At 63.9% G+C, this 21,256-nt stretch carries 16 protein-coding genes; 6 read left to right on the top strand and 10 right to left on the bottom strand.

The window, feature by feature from the left end; all coding sequences use genetic code 11:
• The first annotated feature begins 43 nt into the window (after nt 1-43).
• Both ACGHJ7_RS09670 and ACGHJ7_RS09665 read left to right on the top strand, forming a co-directional pair.
• Nucleotides 44-1,156, top strand: coding sequence for a LacI family DNA-binding transcriptional regulator (locus ACGHJ7_RS09670; protein ID WP_390476790.1), 1,113 nt, complete (start codon nt 44-46; stop codon nt 1,154-1,156).
• Nucleotides 1,153-2,937 carry an IlvD/Edd family dehydratase gene (locus tag ACGHJ7_RS09665; protein WP_390476787.1) on the top strand — a complete coding sequence of 595 codons (1,785 nt, stop codon included), beginning with the start codon at nt 1,153-1,155 and terminating at the stop codon, nt 2,935-2,937. Before ACGHJ7_RS09670 ends, ACGHJ7_RS09665 begins: the two co-directional genes overlap by 4 nt.
• A gap of 46 nt (nt 2,938-2,983) precedes the next feature.
• Here ACGHJ7_RS09665 and ACGHJ7_RS09660 read toward each other — a convergent pair whose 3' ends face one another.
• From ACGHJ7_RS09660 to ACGHJ7_RS09640, 5 genes are all read right to left on the bottom strand, one after another.
• On the bottom strand, nt 2,984-4,276 hold the full coding sequence (locus ACGHJ7_RS09660; protein ID WP_390476784.1) for a mannanase: 1,293 nt from the start codon (nt 4,274-4,276) through the stop codon (nt 2,984-2,986).
• A 49-nt stretch (nt 4,277-4,325) separates the two neighbouring features.
• Nucleotides 4,326-6,245, bottom strand: a complete 1,920-nt coding sequence (locus ACGHJ7_RS09655; protein WP_390476781.1) for a sialate O-acetylesterase — start codon at nt 6,243-6,245, stop codon at nt 4,326-4,328.
• Complete coding sequence (locus ACGHJ7_RS09650) at nt 6,245-7,114, bottom strand: SMP-30/gluconolactonase/LRE family protein (RefSeq protein WP_390476778.1); 870 nt, start codon at nt 7,112-7,114, stop codon at nt 6,245-6,247. Before ACGHJ7_RS09650 ends, ACGHJ7_RS09655 begins: the two co-directional genes overlap by 1 nt.
• Nucleotides 7,115-7,116: 2 nt before the next feature.
• Nucleotides 7,117-7,875 (bottom strand): SDR family NAD(P)-dependent oxidoreductase, encoded by a 759-nt coding sequence (locus ACGHJ7_RS09645; RefSeq protein WP_390476919.1) that lies wholly within the window; start codon nt 7,873-7,875, stop codon nt 7,117-7,119.
• An 82-nt stretch (nt 7,876-7,957) separates the two neighbouring features.
• The gene (locus tag ACGHJ7_RS09640) at nt 7,958-9,082 is read right to left on the bottom strand and encodes a fumarylacetoacetate hydrolase family protein (RefSeq protein ID WP_390476776.1); all 1,125 of its coding nucleotides are present in this window, start codon (nt 9,080-9,082) and stop codon (nt 7,958-7,960) included.
• 101 nt (nt 9,083-9,183) lie between these two features.
• On the opposite strand from ACGHJ7_RS09640, the gene ACGHJ7_RS09635 reads away from it, so the two are divergent.
• Nucleotides 9,184-10,839 (top strand): family 43 glycosylhydrolase, encoded by a 1,656-nt coding sequence (locus ACGHJ7_RS09635; protein WP_390476773.1) that lies wholly within the window; start codon nt 9,184-9,186, stop codon nt 10,837-10,839.
• Here the strand turns inward: ACGHJ7_RS09635 and ACGHJ7_RS09630 are convergent.
• Nucleotides 10,836-11,837: a cupin-like domain-containing protein gene (locus ACGHJ7_RS09630; protein ID WP_390476770.1), complete on the bottom strand. Its 1,002-nt coding sequence runs from the start codon at nt 11,835-11,837 to the stop codon at nt 10,836-10,838. The genes ACGHJ7_RS09635 and ACGHJ7_RS09630 overlap by 4 nt on opposite strands.
• Before the next feature lie 12 nt (nt 11,838-11,849).
• A complete protein-coding gene (locus ACGHJ7_RS09625) occupies nt 11,850-14,381 on the bottom strand; it encodes a glycoside hydrolase family 3 N-terminal domain-containing protein (RefSeq protein ID WP_390476767.1) in 2,532 nt (843 codons plus the stop codon).
• Nucleotides 14,382-14,662: 281 nt separating this feature from the next.
• Between ACGHJ7_RS09625 and ACGHJ7_RS09620 the strand changes: the two genes are divergently transcribed.
• Together ACGHJ7_RS09620 and ACGHJ7_RS09615 are read left to right on the top strand one after the other, a co-directional pair.
• On the top strand, nt 14,663-15,613 hold the full coding sequence (locus tag ACGHJ7_RS09620) for a family 43 glycosylhydrolase (protein WP_390476765.1): 951 nt from the start codon (nt 14,663-14,665) through the stop codon (nt 15,611-15,613).
• An 84-nt stretch (nt 15,614-15,697) separates the two neighbouring features.
• Nucleotides 15,698-16,738, top strand: a complete 1,041-nt coding sequence (locus ACGHJ7_RS09615) for a glycoside hydrolase family 5 protein (RefSeq protein ID WP_390476762.1) — start codon at nt 15,698-15,700, stop codon at nt 16,736-16,738.
• Nucleotides 16,739-16,831: 93 nt separating this feature from the next.
• Here the strand turns inward: ACGHJ7_RS09615 and ACGHJ7_RS09610 are convergent, their stop codons facing one another.
• Nucleotides 16,832-17,968: an acyl-CoA dehydrogenase family protein gene (locus ACGHJ7_RS09610; RefSeq protein ID WP_390476759.1), complete on the bottom strand. Its 1,137-nt coding sequence runs from the start codon at nt 17,966-17,968 to the stop codon at nt 16,832-16,834.
• 37 nt (nt 17,969-18,005) lie between these two features.
• Entirely contained in the window at nt 18,006-19,202 is a 1,197-nt protein-coding gene (locus ACGHJ7_RS09605) for an acyl-CoA dehydrogenase family protein (RefSeq protein ID WP_390476756.1), read from the bottom strand.
• Nucleotides 19,203-19,564: 362 nt separating this feature from the next.
• On the opposite strand from ACGHJ7_RS09605, the gene ACGHJ7_RS09600 reads away from it, so the two are divergent.
• The gene (locus ACGHJ7_RS09600) at nt 19,565-20,116 is read left to right on the top strand and encodes a pseudouridine synthase (RefSeq protein ID WP_390476753.1); all 552 of its coding nucleotides are present in this window, start codon (nt 19,565-19,567) and stop codon (nt 20,114-20,116) included.
• On the opposite strand, the gene ACGHJ7_RS09595 is transcribed toward ACGHJ7_RS09600, so the two are convergent.
• A complete protein-coding gene (locus tag ACGHJ7_RS09595) occupies nt 20,117-21,256 on the bottom strand; it encodes a cupin domain-containing protein (protein ID WP_390476751.1) in 1,140 nt (379 codons plus the stop codon). It lies immediately after the preceding gene.

Genomic DNA, 21,256 nt, shown 5'->3' with positions numbered 1-21,256 from the left:
AGAACCTTGCTGATAGCGCTCCCCGCGCGTTATGGCGGCGTGCATGAGTGCATCTGAATCCGTCGCGCGGCCGACAAGAAAGCGCGCATCGAGGCGCGGAAACGCAGCCCCGACGATTGCCGACGTCGCGTCCGAAGCCCGCTGTTCACCGATGACGGTCAGCCGTGTCATAAATGGCGAGACGAATGTCCGCGACGGCACGCGAGAACAGGTGCTGAGCGCGATCGAGAAACTGAACTATATTCCCAACCGGGCAGCTCGCTCGCTCGCCGGTGGCGCCCAGCTCAGGATTGCGCTGCTGTTCGACAATCCTTCCGCCTCCTATCTCAGCGAATTCCTCATGGGTGCGCTGGAAGAGGCGAGCCGCCGCGATATCCACCTGCTGGTGCAAAGCTGCGAAACGGTGCCGGAAAGCGATGCGCTCATCCGCAAGCTGATCGACGGGGGCGTCGAAGGCTTCATCCTCCCGCCGCCGCTCTGCGACGACCAACGGGTCCTCGACCAGATCAAGGGTTCCGGGGGTATTGCAATTGCGGTTGGACCGGGCCGCGCCGATGGTTCTCACGGCGCGGTTCTGATCGACGAATACCAGGCAGCCTATGATATGACCCGGCACATTATCGGGCTGGGTCACGAGAGGATCGCCTTCATCGTCGGCAATCCGGAGCAGGTTGCCAGTGAACGCCGCCTGCAGGGTTATCGTGCTGCGATGACCGATGCGAGGCTCGACGTCGACGACAACCTCGTTTCCCAGGGCCAGTTTACCTATCGATCGGGAATGGTGGCAGCAGAGCGCCTGCTTGCCCTGACGGAGCGGCCCACGGCCATTTTCGCATCCAATGACGACATGGCCGCCGCCACCGTCGCGATGGCGCACCGGCGGCATCTCGACGTGCCCAATGATATCACCGTCTGCGGTTTCGACGATACCGAGCTTGCAAGCTCGATCTGGCCGGAACTTACGACCGTTCGGCAACCCATTCGGGAAATGACCGCCCAGGCGGTTTCGATGATCTCCCGGATTTCCAAGCAAAAGCCTCGCACGGGCCGCGGATCGGCGGAACAGGTGACGCTTCCTTACAAGCTGATCCGGCGCAATTCCGATGCCGGACCGGGTCTCGTATCCTCCTTCAAGAAGCCAGCCGAGAATACATGACAAACACCCGAGGCACACGCCGTCTGCGGTCGCGCGACTGGTTCGACAATCCCGACCGGATGGACATGACCGCGCTCTATCTGGAGCGCTTCATGAATTACGGCGTCACGCCGGAGGAATTGCGCAGTGGCAAGCCTATCATCGGTATCGCGCAATCGGGTAGCGACCTGTCGCCCTGCAACCGGATCCATATCGATCTGGCGATGCGCACGCGGGACGGAATCCGCGATGCCGGCGGCATTCCGATAGAATTCCCGGTCCACCCCATCTTCGAAAACTGCCGCCGCCCGACGGCCGCGCTCGACCGCAACCTGCTGTATCTGGGGCTTGTCGAACTGCTCAATGGCTATCCGATCGACGGGGTGGTGCTGACGACCGGCTGCGACAAGACGACGCCCAGCCAGATCATGGCGGCCAGCACGGTCGACATCCCGGCCATCGTCCTTTCCGGCGGGCCGATGCTGGACGGCTGGCACCAGGGCGAACTGGTGGGGTCCGGCACGGTCATCTGGCGCAGCCGCCGCAAGCTTGCGGCAGGCGAAATCGACGAGGAGGAATTCCTGAACCGCGCCACGGGTAGCGCGCCCAGCGCAGGCCATTGCAATTCGATGGGAACGGCCAGCACGATGAATGCGGTGGCAGAAGCGCTGGGACTGTCGCTTCCGGGCTGCGCGGCGATACCCGCCCCTTACCGGGAGCGCGGGCAGACGGCCTACCGCACCGGGCAGCAAATCGTCGAAATGGTCCTTGCCGACCGCAAGCCGTCCGACATCCTGACGCGCGAAGCCTTCGAGAACGCAGTCGCCGTAGTCAGCGTGATCGGCGGGTCGTCCAATGCGCAGCCGCACATTCAGGCGATGGCCGCGCATGCCGGGGTCCAGCTCGAAACCGATATCTGGCAGACCCATGGTTACGACCTGCCGTTGCTGGTCAACATGCAGCCGGCGGGCGAATATCTGGGGGAGCGATTCCACCGCGCAGGAGGCGTCCCGGCGGCGATGTGGGAGTTGCTTCAGGCGGGCCGGCTCCATGGCGACTGCCTGACCTGCACGGGTGCGACGATGGCCGAAAATCTCGCCGGGCGCGAAAGCCCGGACCGCGAGATGATCCGGCCCTTCACCGATCCGCTGATGGAAAAGGCGGGCTTCATGGTCCTGCGCGGCAATCTGTTCGACTTCGGGATCCTGAAGACTTCGGTCATCAGCGAGGAATTCCGCCAGCGTTACTTGTCCCGCCCGGGCGAGGAAAACGTGTTCGAAGCGCGCGCCGTGGTGTTCGACGGATCGGACGATTATCATCACCGCATCAACGATCCGGCGCTCGGCATCGACGACAATTGCATTCTCGTCATCCGCAGTTCCGGCGTGGTCGGCTGGCCGGGCAGTGCAGAGGTCGTCAATATGCAGCCGCCCGACGCAATGATCCGTGAGGGCAAGCAATGGCTCCCCACGCTGGGCGACGGGCGGCAGTCGGGCACCAGCGACAGTCCTTCCATTCTCAACGTTTCGCCCGAAAGTGCGGTTGGTGGCGGCCTGTCGTGGCTGCGGACCGGAGACATCATCCGGGTCGACCTGAACGAGCGGACCTGCAACGCGCTGGTCGAGGATGCGGAGATCGCCCGTCGTCAGGCCGACGAACCGGCTCCGGACTATCCGGAAAGCAATACGCCGTGGGAAGAGCTGTTCCGCGAGAAGACGGGCCAATTGGGCGAAGGCGGGGTGATGGACTTCGCACTCAAATATCGCGGCACGAGCCGGAAGCTGCCGCGCCATAACCACTAGGTAAAGGCGCCGCCGCGTTACGGGTAGAGATTGCGTCTGTGGCTAATCAGGGTGTGCAAGCTTCCCCTGCGCCCAGGCAGCTTCTCTGCGCGTGAGCCCGTACCAGATCGAGCATGGCCTTGTCCGTGTCGAAGAGTCCGTACCATCCCTGGGGCTCGTGCGGCGGGTCGCCCATATAGGCCCGGTCGCCGTCCATGAAGCGGAAGTCCTCGTGGACGGCACGTGCCTCGCCGTTCCAGGCCCAGAAATTGCTGCCTTGGAGCGGACCCCCTTCGGCCCAGCTCCGCTCCACCGCGTCGTAGATCGTCCGGTAATAGCGCTGCCGGAATTCGGTCGTAGTGTCCGGCGCGTAGCTTTCCGCATCGCGGGGAAAACCGAATTCCTCGACCAGCAGGGGCTTGCCCATCAGGGCTGCAAGCTGCGTATGTTCGCCGAGATAGGCTTCCACCTTGGTCTTCCCTTCGGGCCAGGTGCCCGGCAAATCGTCCCCGTCAACCCAGCTCCAGTTGAGCGGCCAGATATGCGCCGTGACATAGTCGACCGGTTCATGCGCCTCCACCACGAGGTCGCGGCTGCCATTGGTCGCCTGCGTCCCTTCCTGCCCCAGCGAGACGAGCTGGTCCGGGGCCAGGGACCGGATCATGGCGGCGGTCGACCCGATCCAGTCGAGATAGGCCGAGCGGTAGCGCGCGATGGCGCTGTCGCTCCCGCCGGGCCGGGGCTCGTTGGCGAGCTGCCAGCTCATGATGGCAGGATCGGCGCGATAGGGCGTGCCTGTCACCGAATTGCGGCGCGTCAGGATGTCGCGGGCGTGTTCCCGGTAAAGCCTCATTGCTTCGGGAGAGGCATAGAATGCTGCGGTCACATCGGCGAAAGCGGGCCATGGATGAACCGGATCGCCCATGTCCATGTATCTGTTCGTAGTGCGATAGAGCAGGGTTTGCAGCCCGCCGGACCATTCCCAGAAGTTCGACAGCACCAGCACCGCGGTCATGCCGCGCTTCGCCATTTCCGCAAGCGTGAAGTCCAGCCCTTCTGCCAGCGCGATGTTCGACGTTCCGTCCCCGGACGTGAAGCCGGGCTTGATGGAGTTGCGCAGGGGGCCTTCCTCTGCTGCGGCCATGATGCGCAGATTGTTGATGCCAATAGCCTGAAGGCGATCGAGTTCGCGGATCAAGCGCTGGCGATCCCCGAACGGGGCATCGGCACCAAGCCATGCCGCGTACCACATGTTCGCGCCGACGATGCGATAGGGCCGCCCTGCCCGAACGAAACTCGTACCCTCTCGTGTGACGAAGCTCTGAGGTATCGGCGGCTTCAGCGAGGCGCAGGCGGGCATTGCTGCAAGCCCGAGGGACGCAGCGCCCCCCGCCAGCATCGTTCGACGATCAATCTGCACTATCGACTTCTATCTCGAAGCCGGGAACAGGCACGCCGCGGCCGTCATAGAGATTGACGATCGGCGCATCGGCCCACGCATGACGGATGCGCCGCGCTTCCGAACCGGCCGGAACCGGCACCAGCAGTGAGTCGCCGCGAATGCTGGGGATCGCCCACCGGCAAGTGCCCGCAGCATCGCCGCAAAGTTCCACGCCGAGCGGGTAGGGTCCCCCCTGCGCCTGCAATTCTCCCTCGATCCCGCTGAAGCGAAGAGTGACCCAATCGCCGTCTCGCACGGCGCTTTCGGGCATGGGCATTGGCGCGCCCAGCGCCATGGCCAGCCGCTTGCCCAGGTCGTTCTTGTTGGCGGGATGGATGTCGGTCGGCTCGCCTATATCGATGGCGCTCACCAAGACGGCATTGGCATCCCCCGCCGCGGCATCCAGCTGGCTTTGCCGAAGCTGCGCCCAGGCGGATTCGCCCGGCCGGGATTGCCGTTCTCCGAAATCGGCCAACTGCACGACCAGCATCTTCGCCTGGCTGCCGAATTGCGCGCGCCAGCCGGCAAATAATTCGCGCAGCCGGTCATCGTAGCCAGCCTGCCCGACATCCGCTTCCCCCTGATACCATGCAACGCCCGCCAGTCGCATCGGTCCGAGCGGCGCGATCATCGCGTTGTGCATCACGCCGAGCCCGGCATTGGCATCCCACGGAGCGCGCGGCGGAGCTCCGGTCACGTCGGTTAGCGCATATTCCCAGTCCGCGCCCAGCGGGATCGGGTCGCCGCCTTCGGGGCGGTAGGACAGGCGGTCGGGGCCAGCGAAGAAACCGCCGGTGTCCCACATGTTATTCGCTGCGATCAGGATTTCGTTCTCGCCCGCCTGCATGGTGCCTGCGGGTATCTCATAGGTCCGCTCCACACCCCAGCCGAAGGTGTAGCCGACCGGCCGGCCGTTGACGAAGGTCAGGTCCAGATCGTCGATCGCGCCGATCGACAGCGTCCCTCCTTGTTCCGCCTGCCGTGCGGTCAGGGTGACGGTCTGGCGAAGCCAGACATTGGCCCGGGGTTCGCTGGCGAGCGCAGTTCCTTCCCACTCGTTCCAGAACGAGAATTTCGGGATCGGCTGCCAGTCCAGCATGGCGGTATCGGTCCACGGTTCCCGCCCGCCGTCCTGCGCCCTCCACCACGCGAACCATTGCGGTACGAATTGCCGGGTCGCGGCCAGCGGGTCCCGGTCGTAGGTTTGCAATAGTTCCAGCGGCTCGTCGCCGTAGAGCACGCCGATGCCCGCCGGGGACAGCCATGCCCTTGCCGCGCTGCCGCCCCAGTTGGAATGGATCAGCCCGACCGGCACGGCAGGGCTTTCGGCGCGCAATTGTTTCGCCATGTAGAAACAGGCAGCGGAGAATTCCGCCACGCTGTCACGGTCCGCCGGCTTCCAGGCCGGATCGCCCGCAAGGGTGTCCTGCGGGGAAGATGCGGTAGCTTGCGCAACCTTGAGAAGCCGGATCGCATCGTCGGCCGCCAGGCGAAGCTGGTTCGACGTGTCGAGCGCCCGCGACACCGGCAGTTCCATGTTCGACTGGCCGGAGCAAAGGAACACGTCGCCTATCAAAATATCCTGGTAGACCGTGCTTCCCGTGTCATTCGAAAGGGTAAGATCGCGGCCATCGGTCGAGGCTTGCAGCGCGGGCAGGGTAAGAGTGAAACTCCCGTCTGCAGCCACTTCCGCCTCGCCGGTATTTCCAGCCATGCGCGCGCTGACCGTGCTGCCCGGCTCCGCCGTTCCGGCGAGGACGACGGGTTCGCCGCGTTGCAGCACCATCGCATCGCCATAGGCCGGGCCGAGCGTAGGGGCGGCAAGGGCCATGCCCGGGGTGAGCATCGCGAGAAGGCCAATAGCCTGGGCAACGGCAGGACGCCGCATCACAGCTTCACGCTTGCCTGTGCGAACCCTGCCACGGGCGCATCGAAGGAAAAGAGGCTACCGGCCTGCGGGAATTGCTTCATGTCCTCAGGCTCCATGTTTTTCGTCGCGCTGGTCACATAAGCGGTGCGGAAATCCGCGCCCCCGAACGCCATCTTCGTGATGTCGCGCGCCGGCATCGCGATTTCCTGCTGCAGATCGCCATCGGGCGTAAAGCGGGCGACCCGGCCGCCCAGGTAAAGGCCGGTCCACACATGGTCCTCGGCATCGACCACGGGGCCGTCGGGATAGGCGCCCGGAAACAGCGCCCCGGTATCCGCGAAGGGACGCGCCTCGCCCACACCGGATGGGGAGAGGTCGGCCACCATGATCTTTTGCGCGGTGGTGTCGGTGAAATAGATCCTGTCGCCCTGCGCGCTGACGGCCGGCCCGTTCGTGATCGTGATGCCGGCGGGGCCGGCCGGGCGGATGTCGCCCCGGTCGAAGACATAGAACCGCCCGGAGGCGTCTTTTTCGCTATCGTCCATCGACCCGAACCAGACGCGCCCCCATGGGTCGGTGCAGGCATCGTTGAGACGGTTGTCCGCCCGTTCACCCGGCACATCGGCCAGCTTCTCGAAAACTTCTGTTTCCGGATCGAACGTGTAGAGCCCGTCCTGCAATCCGCACAGCAGCAGGCCGTTATCGGCCGGAATCGCCCATCCGATCTGGCCGGGCGCTTCGCTATGCGCGTTGCTCCCGGTGGCCGGGTCGTAATGCCACAGGCGGTGCCGCTTGATATCGACGAACCACACGATCCCGCGCGCCGCATCCCACAGAACGCCTTCGCCCAGCTTGGCATCGGCAGACAGAACCTGGCGTATTTGCATCGCTATCTCCAGCCGGCATCGACCCAGTAATTGTGGGCGGTGCAAAAGCGCGCATCGTCGGATGCAAGGAACAGGACCATTGCGGCGATGTCTGCCGGTTGTATCCGGCCATCGAGGCATTGCGCGCCGACGATTTCGGCTTCGCCTTCGGGCGAATACCATTTCATCTGGCGCGGGGTCTTCACATTGCCAGGGATTACCGTGTTCACACGGATATTGTCGCGGCCAAGTTCGCGGGCCATGCTGCGCGTCAGACCCTCGGTCGCTGCCTTGGCGGTCTGGTAGACGACCAGGTCCTCCAGCCCGAGGTGCCAGCTGATCGATCCCATATTGATTATCGAACCTCCCCCGGCGTCCTTCATGGCACCGACCACCGCTTTCGCCGCGAAGAACTGGTGCTTCAGGTTGACGGCCATCCGGGCGTCCCAATATTCCGGCGTGACATCCTCGATCGAGTGGCGATCATCGCTGGCCGCATTGTTGACCAGCACGTCGCAGCCGCCCAGCCGCTCTATCATCTGCAGGATCTTGTCACCGTAATCCTCGCAATCGGTCACGTCGCAAATCTTGAAGAGCGGAGCGATCGGTGCGTCGGACAGACGCTCCGCCAGCTTTTCGCTCGGATCGTCGAGGATATCGACGAAGGCCACGGCTGCGCCCTGCCGCGCGAACGCTTCGACAAGCCCTTCGCCAATGCCCGAACCGCCGCCACTGACGATGACCTTGCGGCCCTCGAGGCTCGGATAATGCGCTGTGTGCACGGCCGTGCCGCCATGATGCGCCATCAGATAAATTCCCCGTCCCGTTTCATTCGTTTCGTCGATGCTCAAGTAATTGCAGCGCTCAAATCCTGTCGATCAGGCCGCGCTCCGACAAGTTTCTCGCAAAGGCCGCAAACCCCATTTCCCACGCAGGCGCATCCCGCGATGTCGTGACCGTGTTGGTCAGCGCGCCGAGCTTGTCGGAGCGAATGGTGACCACGTCGCCGACCTTGTGAGTGAAACCGGCACCCGGCTTGTCGCGGTCCTGGGTCGGCGCGAACAGAGTGCCGCAAAACATTACGAAGCCGTCGGGATAGTGATGTTCCGACAGGCACTGGCCCACCAGGTCCAGCGGATCGCGGCTGATCTGGGCCATGTCGTTGCGCCCTTCCAGGCGGTAGCCTTCCGGGCCGTCGATCGTCAGCTCTATCTCGGCGCGGCGAACGTCGTCCAGCGTGAACGTGTCGTCGAACAATCGGATGAACGGTCCGATGGAGCAACTGGCGGTATTGTCCTTCGCCTTGGACAGGAGGAGCGCCGAGCGTCCTTCGAAATCGCGCAGGTTGACGTCGTTGCCGAGCGTGGCGCCCAGCACCTCGCCGCGCGCGTCGCAGGCCAGCACGACCTCGGGTTCGGGATTGTTCCAGTCGGAATCGGAGCGGACGCCGATCAGCGCGCCGTGACCGACGGACGACAGGACCGGCGATTTGGAAAAGATTTCCGCATCGGGCCCGATGGCGACTTCCAGATATTGCGACCACATGCCCTGTTCGATGAGCGCGGCTTTCAGCTGGTCTGCCGCATCGGAGCCCGGCACGACCGAGCGGATGCCCGAACCGATCGTGTCTTCCAGCTGCGCACGGATTTCGGACGCCTTGCCAGCGTCACCCCTCGCGCGTTCCTCGATAACGCGCTCGATTGCCGACAGGGCGAAGGTCACGCCGCTCGCCTTGATGCACTGCAAGTCAATAGGTGCAAGCAGGCTCCATCCTTCGGGCAGGCCGTCCGTTACCGGGCCCATGACCTCTCCACCGGTCAGTATGCGGCGGCCGAGAGCACCGGACACGGTCGCGACCTGCTGCGTGAGATCATGCAGGATACCGTTTTCGATCGTGACGACGCACGGTCCGGACGGCGACTGCGCACGCCCGATGAAATGGCCGCGCATGTAATCTGCCGGCATGCTATCTTGAATCGTATCGGCCATTATCGGCTCTTGCCCTCCCGTTTGATAGCGCTACCATAGGGTGCGGAAATTCTGCAAACAAGTCCGAATGCGGACAGCTCTTCGTAGAGCATTGGGGGACGATGATGACCAAGTCGATTTTGGGCGCGGGTGCGTTGCTGTTGGCATCCCTATCGCAGGGGGCACTTGCCGGTCCGACCGCTACATTCGACTACATGGAATATTCCGCAATCGACGAGCGGGAGGCGGCTTCGCCAAAGATGTTCCGCAATCCGGTCATTCCCGGTTTCCACCCTGATCCCTCGATCGTCCGGGTCGGGGACGATTTCTATGCCGTCACTTCCACCTTCAGCTGGTTTCCGGGCCTGCCGATCCTGCACAGCACAGATCTCGTCAACTGGCGCCTGATCGGCAATGCCATCGATCGGCCCGGTCAGGTCGATTTTTCGGGGTTGGGCGTGAACCGGGGCCTCTTCGCCCCGGCCATAACGCATCACGATGGCCGTTTCTGGATCGTCAATACCTGTATTGAATGCGGAGACAATTTCGTCATCACCGCGGACGACCCGGCGGGCCCGTGGAGCGATCCGACCTGGCTTAATTTCGGCGGCATAGACCCTTCGCTCTACTTCGCCGAGGACGGGACGGCATGGATCACCTATAACGATGCGCCACCCGGAGAGCCGAGATACGAAGGCCACCGCGCCATCTGGATCCAGCAATTCGACATGGATTCCATGCAGGTCATGGACGAACGCACACTGCTGGTTGATGGCGGGGTCGACCCTTCGACGAATCCGATCTGGGCCGAAGGTCCGCATATCTACAGGGTCGATGGCTGGTATTACCTGCTGACGGCCGAGGGCGGCACGGCCGACCAGCATTCGCAGACCATCTACCGCTCGCGCGAGCTTACCGGGCCCTATGTACCCGGGCCGTTCAACCCGATCCTGACCCAGCGCGACCTGCCACCGGACCGGCCCGATCGGGTGGAGGCGACCGGACATGCTGATATCGTGAAGCTGGATGATGGCAGCTGGTGGGGCGTGTTTCTCGCCACCCGGCCTTTTGCGGGGCAATCGACCTTGCTCGGGCGCGAGACGTTTCTTCTGCCACTGGAATGGCGAGAAGGCTGGCCACGCTTCCTCGACACCGGAGAAGCGGTGCCGATGGAGCTGGCGCGGCCGGACCTGCCGCGCGGCGAAGGCGACGAATTCACCCGCTGGCGCGAGGATTTCCGCGAGCCATTGTCGGGCAAATGGATCGGGCTTCGCACACCCCCGATGCAGCAGCAGGTCGTCGTCGATACGGACGGCGGCGCCTTGTACCTGATTCCCGGTAGCGATGCGGCCGGAAGCCGCGGCAAGCCGGCCTTCACCGGTCGCCGCCTGCGTCATCATTCCGCCGATATCGTGACCCGCGTCGACTTTGCGCCCGACCGGCCCGGTCAGTTCGCCGGTCTGCTGGCGTTCATGGACGAGAGCCATTTCCTGGCCTTCGGCAAGGAACAGGGACGCATGGTGGCCCGCCTTCGGACCGGTCCGGATCAGGCGGACAGCGGTGAAATCGTGGCCCAGCAGGCGCTTGGCAACAGCGGGCCGGTCGACATCAGGATTGCACTACGCGGAGGCAGGGCGACGCTGGCCTGGCGCGCTGCCGGGGAAAGCGACTGGAAACCGCTCGCCGAGCCAATCAATGTCGAACCGCTTGCCTCTGTCCACGCCGGTTTGTTCACGGGTCTCGTGGTCGGCCCCTATGCCTACGCTCCCGAAGGTTAGGCGGAGAGGACCTGCAGGATAAAGCGTCGCATCTGTTCGTCGCGTTCCGGCGAGGCCGGGCCGTTCACGCCCCTCGCATGGAGGGGGATATGGTCGGCGGCATGCTGCGCGTTCTCTGCGAACACGAAGTGATCGAACCAGGTCCGCCATGCTTCGCGCTGTCCCGCGGGCTGTTCGCGGATCGCAAGCATGGCGTGCACGAGAGCCAGGAATCCGCCGCCGCGACGGGCATCGTTGTGCCAGTAATTGACCAGCAGGTTGATCGGCGCGCTGGCCGTTACATGATGCCACCACAGGGTGGGAACGTAGATCGCATCGCCGGGCTCCAGATCCGCGAACAGCGCCATCTCTTCGGCCTTGCGATACTCCGGAAATCGCTCGTGATCGGGTGACAGCGGATCGACCATGCTGACGGGCTGCCCTGCCAGGGTGATATTGAGCGGGCCCACATAGAGATGGGGCGTGGCTTCGGGCGGAAAAAGCGTGAAGCGCCTGGTGCCGGCGGCAACCACCGCGAAATTGTCCGACAGGTCGAAATGCGTCGCCACCTGCGTGGCATTTCCCATCCAGATGCGCGCGGTGGCGCCCATCGGCTCGGTCAGCGGCAGCGGATTGTCCCTTGCCAGCTCCGGAAGATGCGCTGCCATGTCGCTCGCGCCGGCATAGATTCCGGACGGCTCGTCCTCGCCTGCGAGCGCCACAAGCTGCCGGGCAAGCTGCGTCAGCGTCGCCTTCTCGCGGCGGAAGTTAAGGCCGCGCATATCCTCGCCGTAGAAGAACCGGCCTTTTTCACTGGAAGGCGCGACCATGATGTCGGCGGGCACTCCGGTGTCGGCGCGCTCAATCAGCGACAGGGCGACCTGCGGGTTGGACTTCGCCGCGATGACCAGTGGCCAGTGCGCCGCAAGACCGCGGATGACATAGGGCCTGTATTCCGGCCGATAGTCCGCCTCGAAGCGCGCCGCGTCGCAGGCAGGGATTTCCTCGATCGGTATCATACCGCCCGGCATCTAGCTGCAGGGCAGGACCTGCTCGGCATCGGTGCCCAGCCGGACTTCTCCGATAGCGTAATCCGCCGTGCCCGTGGTTTCCAGGACGAATGGCTGGGTGAGGCTGGTTACGTCGGCTCCCTTCGACCGCAGGCATTTGAGCGGAATGCCGTAACGCACGAAACCAGCGGTTTCCGGCAGGGCAAAGGCGCTGAAGCCGCTGCTGTCCGGTCCGATCGCGCCGATCCGCGCACTGTCGGGGGCATCCCACACCCTGGCCGTCACCAGCAACAGGATATCGGCATTGGTCTCGCGGTCGATATCGACCGGTTCGAAATTGCGCAGCTGCACGCTGGCCGAACCTTCCGTGATGGCAAAGCGCCGGGCACCTTCCTGCACGAGGAAGTTTTCGGCCGTGACCCGCGCCCGACCGCCCAGCGCCTCTGCGGGCACCGTCGTGATGCGTGTCTGGTCGCCGGTCGTCTCGCCGCTTACCAGCAGCGACCAGCGCGCGGCCGGAGAGCCGGCGCTGAACCACAGCCGACTATCACCCGCAAGCGCCGCCGTATCGATCTCCGGCAGCTCGGTCCATGCAGGGCCGCTCGACGCATAGGAGAGGCCGAACCCGTAGTCGAACAATGTGCCTTCGCTCATGAGCGTTGTGCGGGGCCAGTCTGCAGGCAGCTTGCCAGTGAAGTCGTAGCGCGGTGTGCCGCCTGCATCACCCACCAGCACATCGGCGATCCCGCCGCCCTCGCTGCCGGGAAGCCATGCGACCACGAAGGCATCCGAGGCGTTGAGCGCGGGATTGGCGTAAAGCGGTCGGCCCGTGATCATCAGCGCCACGACCGGGATGCCCTGCGCCTTCAGCTTGCGCATCGTTTCGTAGGGCTTCGTCAGTTCGGGGTCGAGCGCAAGGGAGGCGCGGTCGCCCTGAAATTCGGCATAGGGCGTTTCACCGAACACCACGATGGCGGCGTCCGGGCGCTGGTCGAACGATCCGTCGGGCGACAGCTGCGCGCTGCCACCGCCGCTTTCGACCGCCTGTTTCAGGCCGTTCCAGATCGAGGTGGCGCCGGGGAAATGGCTGTTGTCGACGCCGGTCCCCTGCCATGTAAGGGTCCAGCCGCCGGACTGGCGGGCAATATCGTCCGCACCGTCCCCTGCGACGAGCAGGCGTCCACCGGGTGCGAGAGGCAGGACGCCTTCGTTCTTCAGCAGCACCAGCGACTTGCGGACCGCCTCGCGCGCCACGGCGCGGTGTTCGGGCGCGCCGAGCAGATCGTATTGTCCCGACAGCGGGCGGTTCGACGGCTTGCCGGCATCGAACAGGCCCAGCCGTCCCTTGACCCGCAGGATCTTGGTGACCGCATCGTCGATCCGCTCCATCGGAATGGTTCCGGCCCTGGCGCGGGTCAGCAGGTCTTCGTAGATCGGTTTCCAGGTATCGGGCGCCATGTACATGTCGACCCCGGCCATCAGCGCCTGCGGGCAGCTTTCATTGGTGCACCCGGCAACCTGTCCATGGGCATTCCAGTCGGAGACCACGAAACCGCCGAAATCCATCCGGTCCTTCAGCACGCCTGTGACCAGCGACTTGTTGCCGGTCATCTTCTTGCCCTGCCAGCTGGAAAAGCTGATCATCACGGTGGAAACGCCTTCGGCAATGGCCGGGCCGTAAGGCTTGCCGTGTATGTCGCGCAGTTCCTCCTCGCTGATGGAACTGTCTCCTTGGTCGACGCCGTTATCGGTGCCGCCATCGGCAAGGAAGTGCTTGGTCGAGGCGATGACGTAAGGACCGGCCAGCAGGTCGTCATTGTTCGGCGGACCCTGCAGCCCGCGCACCATCGCCCCCACATAGGATGCGACGAGGTCGGGATCGGACGAATATCCTTCATATGCGCGGCCCCAGCGAAAATCCTGCGGCACGGCGACCGTCGGCGCGAAGGTCCATTCCTGGCCGGTAACGCGGATTTCCTTCGCGGTAACGACGCCGATCTTCTCGATCAGGTCGACATCGCGCATTGCGCCCAATCCGATATTGTGCGGGAAAATCGTCGCACCGATGATGTTCGAATGGCCGTGCACCGCATCGGTGCCCCATACCAGAGGGATACCTGTGCCGCCGTCTGAGGTATCGACCGAGGCGAGGTAGAACGCATCCGCCGCTGCCAGCCAGTCGGGCGCTGGCGATAGGTCGTTTCCGTTGGGACCGCTGTTACCCCCTACGAGGATCGAGCCGAGATTGTATTCGCGCACATCGTCGGGTGTTACGCAGCAAAGGTCCGCCTGTACCAGCTGGCCGACCTTCTCCTCGATCGTCATGCGGGACAGGAGGTCCGCGATGCGTTTCTCGTCATCCGCCTGCAGAGGTACGGGGTACTGGTAGGACGGCCAGATTTCCGGATTGGCGACGCCCGGTTCTGCGCCTGTCTGAGTAATCGCGCTTTGCTGAGCGGCGGCAGGCGCCGTCCGGTCTATCGCGCCCGTAGCTGTGCATCCGGCAAGCAGGACACTTGCGGCCAAAATCGCTTTTCCGGCGTGAACCGCCATGCAAACTCTCCCCTCTCACCGGGCGGCGCGCCGATCCGGACGCATCGAACCCTTGTGCTCTTTGTGAGCGCTATCATCGTGCTAGGAAAAGCCTGCAATCGTGTCAATCACGGGCCCTTGTGCCAGCCACCATGCGTTCGTATTGTTCGGTCAGTTTATTGGGCTGCGCATCTGCTTTGGGTGGGGGGATTAAACGCATGACGTTCCATGACGTGATAGCGGTACCAAAAAGATCGGCGTTGCTGTTGGGCGCGGCGGCGTTTGCGAGCTCCTGCCAGATCGTGCCCGATCAAGGTTTCGACAATTCCGGCTTCGCCTATGTCGGCAATCCCATCGTGCGCGACCGCTTCACTGCCGACCCGGCGCCGCTAGTCGTAGGCGATACGCTTTACCTCTACACCGGCCACGACGAGGCGGGGGAAGGGGAAATGTTCAACATCACCCGGTGGCTCGCCTATTCCACGAAAGACATGGTCCGCTGGAATGACCACGGCGCAATCATGGAACCGGCCGACTTTGCATGGGCCGCACGCGATGCCTGGGCCAGCCAGGTTCATGAGAAGGACGGACGATACTGGTTCTACACCGCAGTCGAGCATGACCCCGATCAGGGGTCCGCTGGCAAGGCCATAGGCGTGGCCGTTTCCGAATCGCCGCTGGGGCCGTTCCGGGATGCGCGGGGCAGCGCTCTCGTACGCAACGAAGACACGGATGGACCGCATCACTGGGATGATATCGACCCCACGGTCTGGACCGGGAACGATGGCCAAAGCTGGCTGATCTGGGGCAATGGAAATTGCTATCTCGCACCACTGGGTGACGACATGGTTTCCCTGGCCGGTCCGATCAGGACGATCGACTTGCCCGACTTCGAGGAAGGTCCGTGGATATTCAGGCGCGGAGACATTTTCTACCTCGCCTATGCCAGCATGGACAAGGCAATCGATCCCGACGAGCGAATATCCTATGCGACCGCCCCCGCCATAACCGGCCCGTGGACCTGGCGCGGAGAGATAACCGGATCGGCTGAGAACAGCTTCACCATTCATCCCGGCATCGCCCGGTTCAGGGGCGAATGGTACCTGTTCTACCATGTCGGCACCTTGTCCGTCGACGGTCAGGAAGGCGGTCTCGGCCGGCGAGCGGTCGCAGTCGAGCGGCTGCGGTTCGATGAAGACGGATTGATTCTGCCGGTAGAGCAGACGGAGGCGGGCATACTGGAAGGAAGCTGACACGCGAGCCGCTGAAAGCGGCTGCGCTCAACAGTATCGTGTCGGCGCATACAACAACACGGCGAAGGGGCCGGGGAGGGGAAAATGCACGGAATTACGAAAATGTTCGCCGTCGTCGCACTGCTGCTTGCGGGGTGCGCTTCGGGGTCCGACCAGCAGGTCCGGCAGTCGTGGCAAGGCGAAACGGACCTGGGCGCTTCTATCGATGCATCGGCCGCTACTCCCGTCGAACGGCATGGTGCGCTGTCGGTCAGAGACGGCAAAATCGTCGGCGTGCATGGCGAACCCGTTACCTTGCGTGGGATGAGCCTGTTCTGGTCGCAATGGGCGCCGCAATACTACTCGCGTGAAACGGTCGATTGGTTGGCGACCGACTGGAAGGTCAGCGGGGTGCGCGCAGCGATCGCAGCGACCCAGCAGGACAGCGCGCTGACCCATTTCGACCGCGAATTGGAAAAGGCCTCCACCGTGATCGAGGCAGCCGAAGCGAACGGCATCTATGTCATTGTCGACTGGCATGCACACCAGGCCTATCCTGAACAAGCAGAGGCATTCCTGACGGAAATCGCGCGGCGTTACGGCCACCTGCCCAATCTTATCTACGAGCCGTTCAACGAACCGCTGCGCGAAGGGGTCGACTGGTCACGGGATATCAAGCCTTATCACCAGCGGATGATCGCCGCGATCCGGGCCGTGGACCCAGACAATCTGATTATTGCCGGGTCGCCCAGCTGGAGCCAGGATGTCGACATCGCCGCAACCGATCCGCTCGTCGGCGACAATATCGGCTATACCCTGCATTATTACGCGGCCACGCATAAGGACGATCTGCGAAAGCGTGCGGACACCGCGCGCGAGAAGGGGCTGGCGCTGATGGTTACCGAATTCGGCCTGGTCGAGGCGAACGGTGATGGCGCCATCGACCTCGCGTCTTCCAATGCGTGGTGGGACTGGGCCGAGGCGAACGACATCTCGTGGTTCAACTGGTCGATCACGGACAAGGACGAAGGCAGCGCGGCGCTGAAGCCCGGTACGCCCCCTTCGGGATGGACGGACGATGATCTCACGCCCAGCGGCAAACTCCTGCGTGCGCGCCTGAGGGCTGCAGCCGAAGCGGATCGGTGATCGCCCGAATACCCCCCGTGCAAAGCATTGACCGACCGGACGGGAAATGATGGCGTGTTGCCGACTTTCCCGCCCGGTTGATCTCTTGCGCTTCTACTGCGCAGACAGCGCGATGTGGCGCTTCATATGGTGGTCGATGCTGCCGAATTCGGACTTGAAGATCGTCAGCCGCTTGAAATAACCGCCAATCGCCAGTTCGTCGGTCACGCCCATGCCGCCATGGATCTGGATCGCTTCCTCGCCGATATATTTCGCAGCCTGGCCCAGGCGGACCTTCGCCGCCGATACGGCCAGCTTGCGCTCTTTCTCCGGCGCATCCAGCTTCATCGTCGCGAGATAGGTCAGCGAGACGGACTGTTCGTATTCGGTATACATGTCGACCATGCGGTGCTGCAGTACCTGGAACGAACCGATCGGCACGCCGAACTGCTTGCGCTGGCGCGAATAGTCGACCGTCATGGCGTGGGCGACCTTCATCGCGCCGCACGCCTCTGCGCAGGACGCGGCGATGGCTTCGTCCGCAACACGCTCGATCAGGGGCAGGGCCTTGCCTTCCTCGCCGAGCAGGCCATCCGCCGGGACCGACACGTTCTCGAAATAGACTTCCGAAGCCATGCGGCCGTCGAAGGTAGGGTAATCGCGGGTCGTGACCCCGTCGGCGGACTTGTCGACGATGAAGACGGACACGCCGTCATGGTCGCGCTGTTCGCCGGAGGTGCGTGCGGTCACGACGAGGTGGCTGGCCCACGGAGCGCCGATGACCACGGCCTTGTGACCGTTCAGCGTGTACCCGTCGCCATCCTTCTTCGCGGTGGTCTGCAGGTCGGCATAATCGTAGCGGCCCTGCGGTTCGGCATAGGCGAAGGCGAAGATGCGGCTGCCATCGACGATGCCGCCGATATGCTCTTCCTTCTGCGCATCCGTGCCGGCGTGCTTCAGGAAGCCGCCGGCGCAGACGACGGTCGGCACGAAGGGTTCGACGACCAGCCCCTTGCCCAGTTCTTCCATGACGACCATCGCATCGACCGCGCCGCCGCCAAAGCCGCCATCCTCTTCGGAAAAAGGCATGCCGAGAATGCCCAGTTCGGCCAGCCGGGCCCAGATCTCGGGGCGCCAGCCGCTGTCGCTGTTCACGACGCCGCGGCGCGTTTCCCAGTCATATTCCTCGCGCACCAGCCGCGACAGCCCGTCGCGAACCATGTCCTGTTCTTCGGTGAAATTGAAATCCACGGTGTTTCCTCTCTAGTCTCTTTGTCTCTTGCCGGCCTTAGAGACCGAGGATCATCTTGCTGATGATGTTGCGCTGGATCTCGTTCGAACCGCCGTAGATCGATGCCTTGCGCATGTTGAAATAGGCAGCCGCGACGTGCTGGGCATGACCCGGCCCGACGGCGTATTCGTTGTTGCCCGGCACTTCCATCCGGCCATACATCGGCGTGCCGTAATGCCCGACCGCCTCCAGCGTCAGTTCCGTCAGGCGCTGCTGGATCTCGGTGCCCTTGATCTTCAGGATGGAGCTTTCCGGCCCCGGTCCCTTGCCCGCCTGTTCACCGGCCAGCGTGCGCAGTTCGGTGATTTCCAGGGCGGCCAGGTCGATTTCGAGCTGGCTGACCTTCCGGGCGAAATCGACATCGTCCATCAGCGGTTCGCCGCCGACCTGTTCGGACCGGGCGATATCGCGCAGCTTCTCCACGCCGCGCTTCGACCGGGCAACGCCGGCAATGCCGGTGCGTTCATGGGCCAGCAGGAACTTGGCATAGGTCCAGCCCTTGTTTTCTTCACCGACAAGGTTCTCGACCGGCACGCGGACATCGGTCAGCCAGGTCTCGTTGACCTCATAGCCGCCGTCGATCAGCTTGATCGGGCGCACTTCGATACCTTGCGTCTTCATGTCGATCAGGATGAAGCTGATGCCTTCCTGCGGCTTGGCCGCGTCGGGATCGGTGCGGCACAGGAAGAAGCCCCAGTCGGCATGCTGGGCCAGCGTGGTCCAGGTCTTCTGGCCGTTGATCACGTAATGGTCGCCATCGCGCACGGCGGTCGTCTTGAGCGAGGCGAGGTCGGAGCCTGCGCCGGGTTCGCTATAGCCCTGGCACCACCAGACATCGCCGCTGCGGATGCCGGGCAGGTGCTTCTCCTTCTGCTCTTCGCTGCCGAAGGTGTAGATCACGGGGCCGACCATCGAGACGCCGAAGGGCAGCGGCATGAAGGTGTTGGCGCGGGCGTTTTCCTCCGACCAGATATAGCGCTGGGTCGGCGTCCAGTCGGTGCCGCCATACTGTTCCGGCCAGGCGGGAACGGACCAGCCCTTTTCGCCCAGCACCTTGTGCCAGGCGGTCATGTCTTCGGGGGACATGTCCTCGCGCATGCCGAAATCACCCAGGTGCTTGGGGTGGTTTTCCTCGATGAACGTGCGCACCTCCTTGCGGAAGGCGATCTCTTCTGGGGTGAATTCAAGGTTCATGCGCTGTCTCTCCAATTCGTCGCTATTTGCGACAGGTCTGTGCCATGTGGACCTGTCTACACAAGGGCGAATTGCGAGTCACCGCGTCCCAAGGGGCAGGCTGAAACGCCCGACTTCGGCCATTCCCGGCATTCGGCACGGCGCACCAACCATGCGATTGCCGTTACGCCTTCTGCGAAAAGCGGGGGCGCGACCGGTCCGGCCGAATGAAAAAATTGGAAGTCGGAGCACGCGGCGAAATTTTTTTGCGGGCTATCGGCCGGGGCGCTCCATGCCAGCCGCCAATGCGCCCGGGTGCATGGAAGCCGAAGCGCTTCCGCGAGGCTTGACTCAGGCGCGGCTTGCCCGAAGGCCTGACGGCCATGACCCGCCTCATCCTGTTCAACAAGCCCCACGGCGTGCTGTCGCAATTCACCGACCGGGGAACCCCGACCACGCGGCAGACCCTGTCGGATTTCGTCGATGTGCCGGATGTCTATCCGGCGGGACGGCTGGACCGGGACAGCGAGGGACTGCTGCTGCTGACCGATGACGGGAAACTGCAGGCGCGCATTGCCGATCCGAAATTCAAGCTGCCCAAGACCTATCTCGTACAGGTGGAGGGGAAGCCGGACGAGGCGGCGCTTGCGGCCTTGCGAGAAGGCGTTCGGCTGAAGGACGGCATGACCCGTCCCGCCGGTGCGGAGCGGATTGCCGACCCCGAGCTATGGCCGCGCGATCCGCCGATCAGGGTCCGCAAGTCCATACCCGACAGCTGGATCCGCCTGACCCTGCGCGAAGGTCGCAACCGGCAGGTGCGGCGCATGACGGCGGCGGTCGGTCATCCCACTCTGAGGCTGGTGCGGTGGTCGATCGGCGACTGGTCGCTGGACGGGGTGGAGCCGGGGCGCTGGACCGAAAGAAGCGCCGGCTAGTCAGCCTTCCTCGAAAGCCACGCAGCCGCGATTGCAGAACGTGACGAGAAGCTGCGTCACTTCGGAGCTGGCCTGCACCTTCTCGAGGCGCGGCGAAGCGCAAAGTTCGGCGGCGAAGCGGGCTGCATGGCCCGTGCACCGGACCCCTTCGCCATCGACGTAAAGGTGCACCTCGTCCTCGCCCGTTCGGATGAAGGCGAAGCGGCTAGCGGGGTTGCGCAGGATTGCCGCACCTTCGGCCAGCAGAGCGGCGACCTGCCTAGCCTCTGCCGGGTCTTCCGGCCGCCAGTCAATCAGGTCGTTCTTCGGCGCTGTCGCCAGCCGGCCGAACCAGAGGGCGAAGGCCTGCCGGTCGTCCAGCTTCGCGATCGCGGCGGCATGGAGGCGGCCGAGCGCGTCTTTCGTGATTTCGCCGGGATTGTCCTGCAGCGTGAGGTCGGGATCGGCATAGCGATCGTCCTCTGCCAGGGTGTCCAGCACCGCGTCCGTCCAGCCTTCCACCAGTTCGCCCTGCGACGGCGCGCGAAAGCCGACCGAATAGGTCATGCAGTCATGTCCGATGGCGGTCCCGCGGTGGGCAAGGCCGGGGGGCACGTAAAGCATGTCGCCCGGTTCCAGAACGAAGTCCTGCCGCGCGGTAAACTCCGCCAGCAGGCGCAGGTCCTCATGCGGCAAGAGCGGCGTTTCGTCGTTGCACATATCGCCGAGTTCCCAGCGCCTGCGGCCGAGACCCTGGATCAGGAACACGTCGTACTGGTCGTAATGCGCGCCGACCCCGCCGCCATCGGTGGCGTAGCTGACCATGACATCGTCGATGCGCCAGTTCGGCACGAAGCGAAACGCATCCAGCAGTCCTGCGACCTCCGGTACGTGGTGATCGACCGCCTGTACCAGCAGGGTCCATGCCGACGTGCCGAGCGCATCGAAACGCTCCGCCCCCAACGGGCCGTGCTCGACCGAAAGAGCGCCCTCGGCCCCGTGGACCAGTCGCGATTCGATCCCGCTCTCGCAGGCGAGACCGGCCAGTTCGTCCGGTTCGACCGGGTTAGACCAGTCGGCAAAGGCGCCGCGCATCAGCAGCGGTTTCTTCTGCCAGGTGTCGCGCAGGAAAGCCTGTGGATCGAAATCCGCAAGGGTCAT

It is taken from the genome of Altererythrobacter sp. MTPC7, from assembly GCF_042851395.1.
Lineage (GTDB): Bacteria > Pseudomonadota > Alphaproteobacteria > Sphingomonadales > Sphingomonadaceae > CAJXSN01.
The sequence above is the reverse complement of the archived record's forward strand: the minus strand, read 5'-3'. Positions and strand labels throughout refer to the sequence as shown.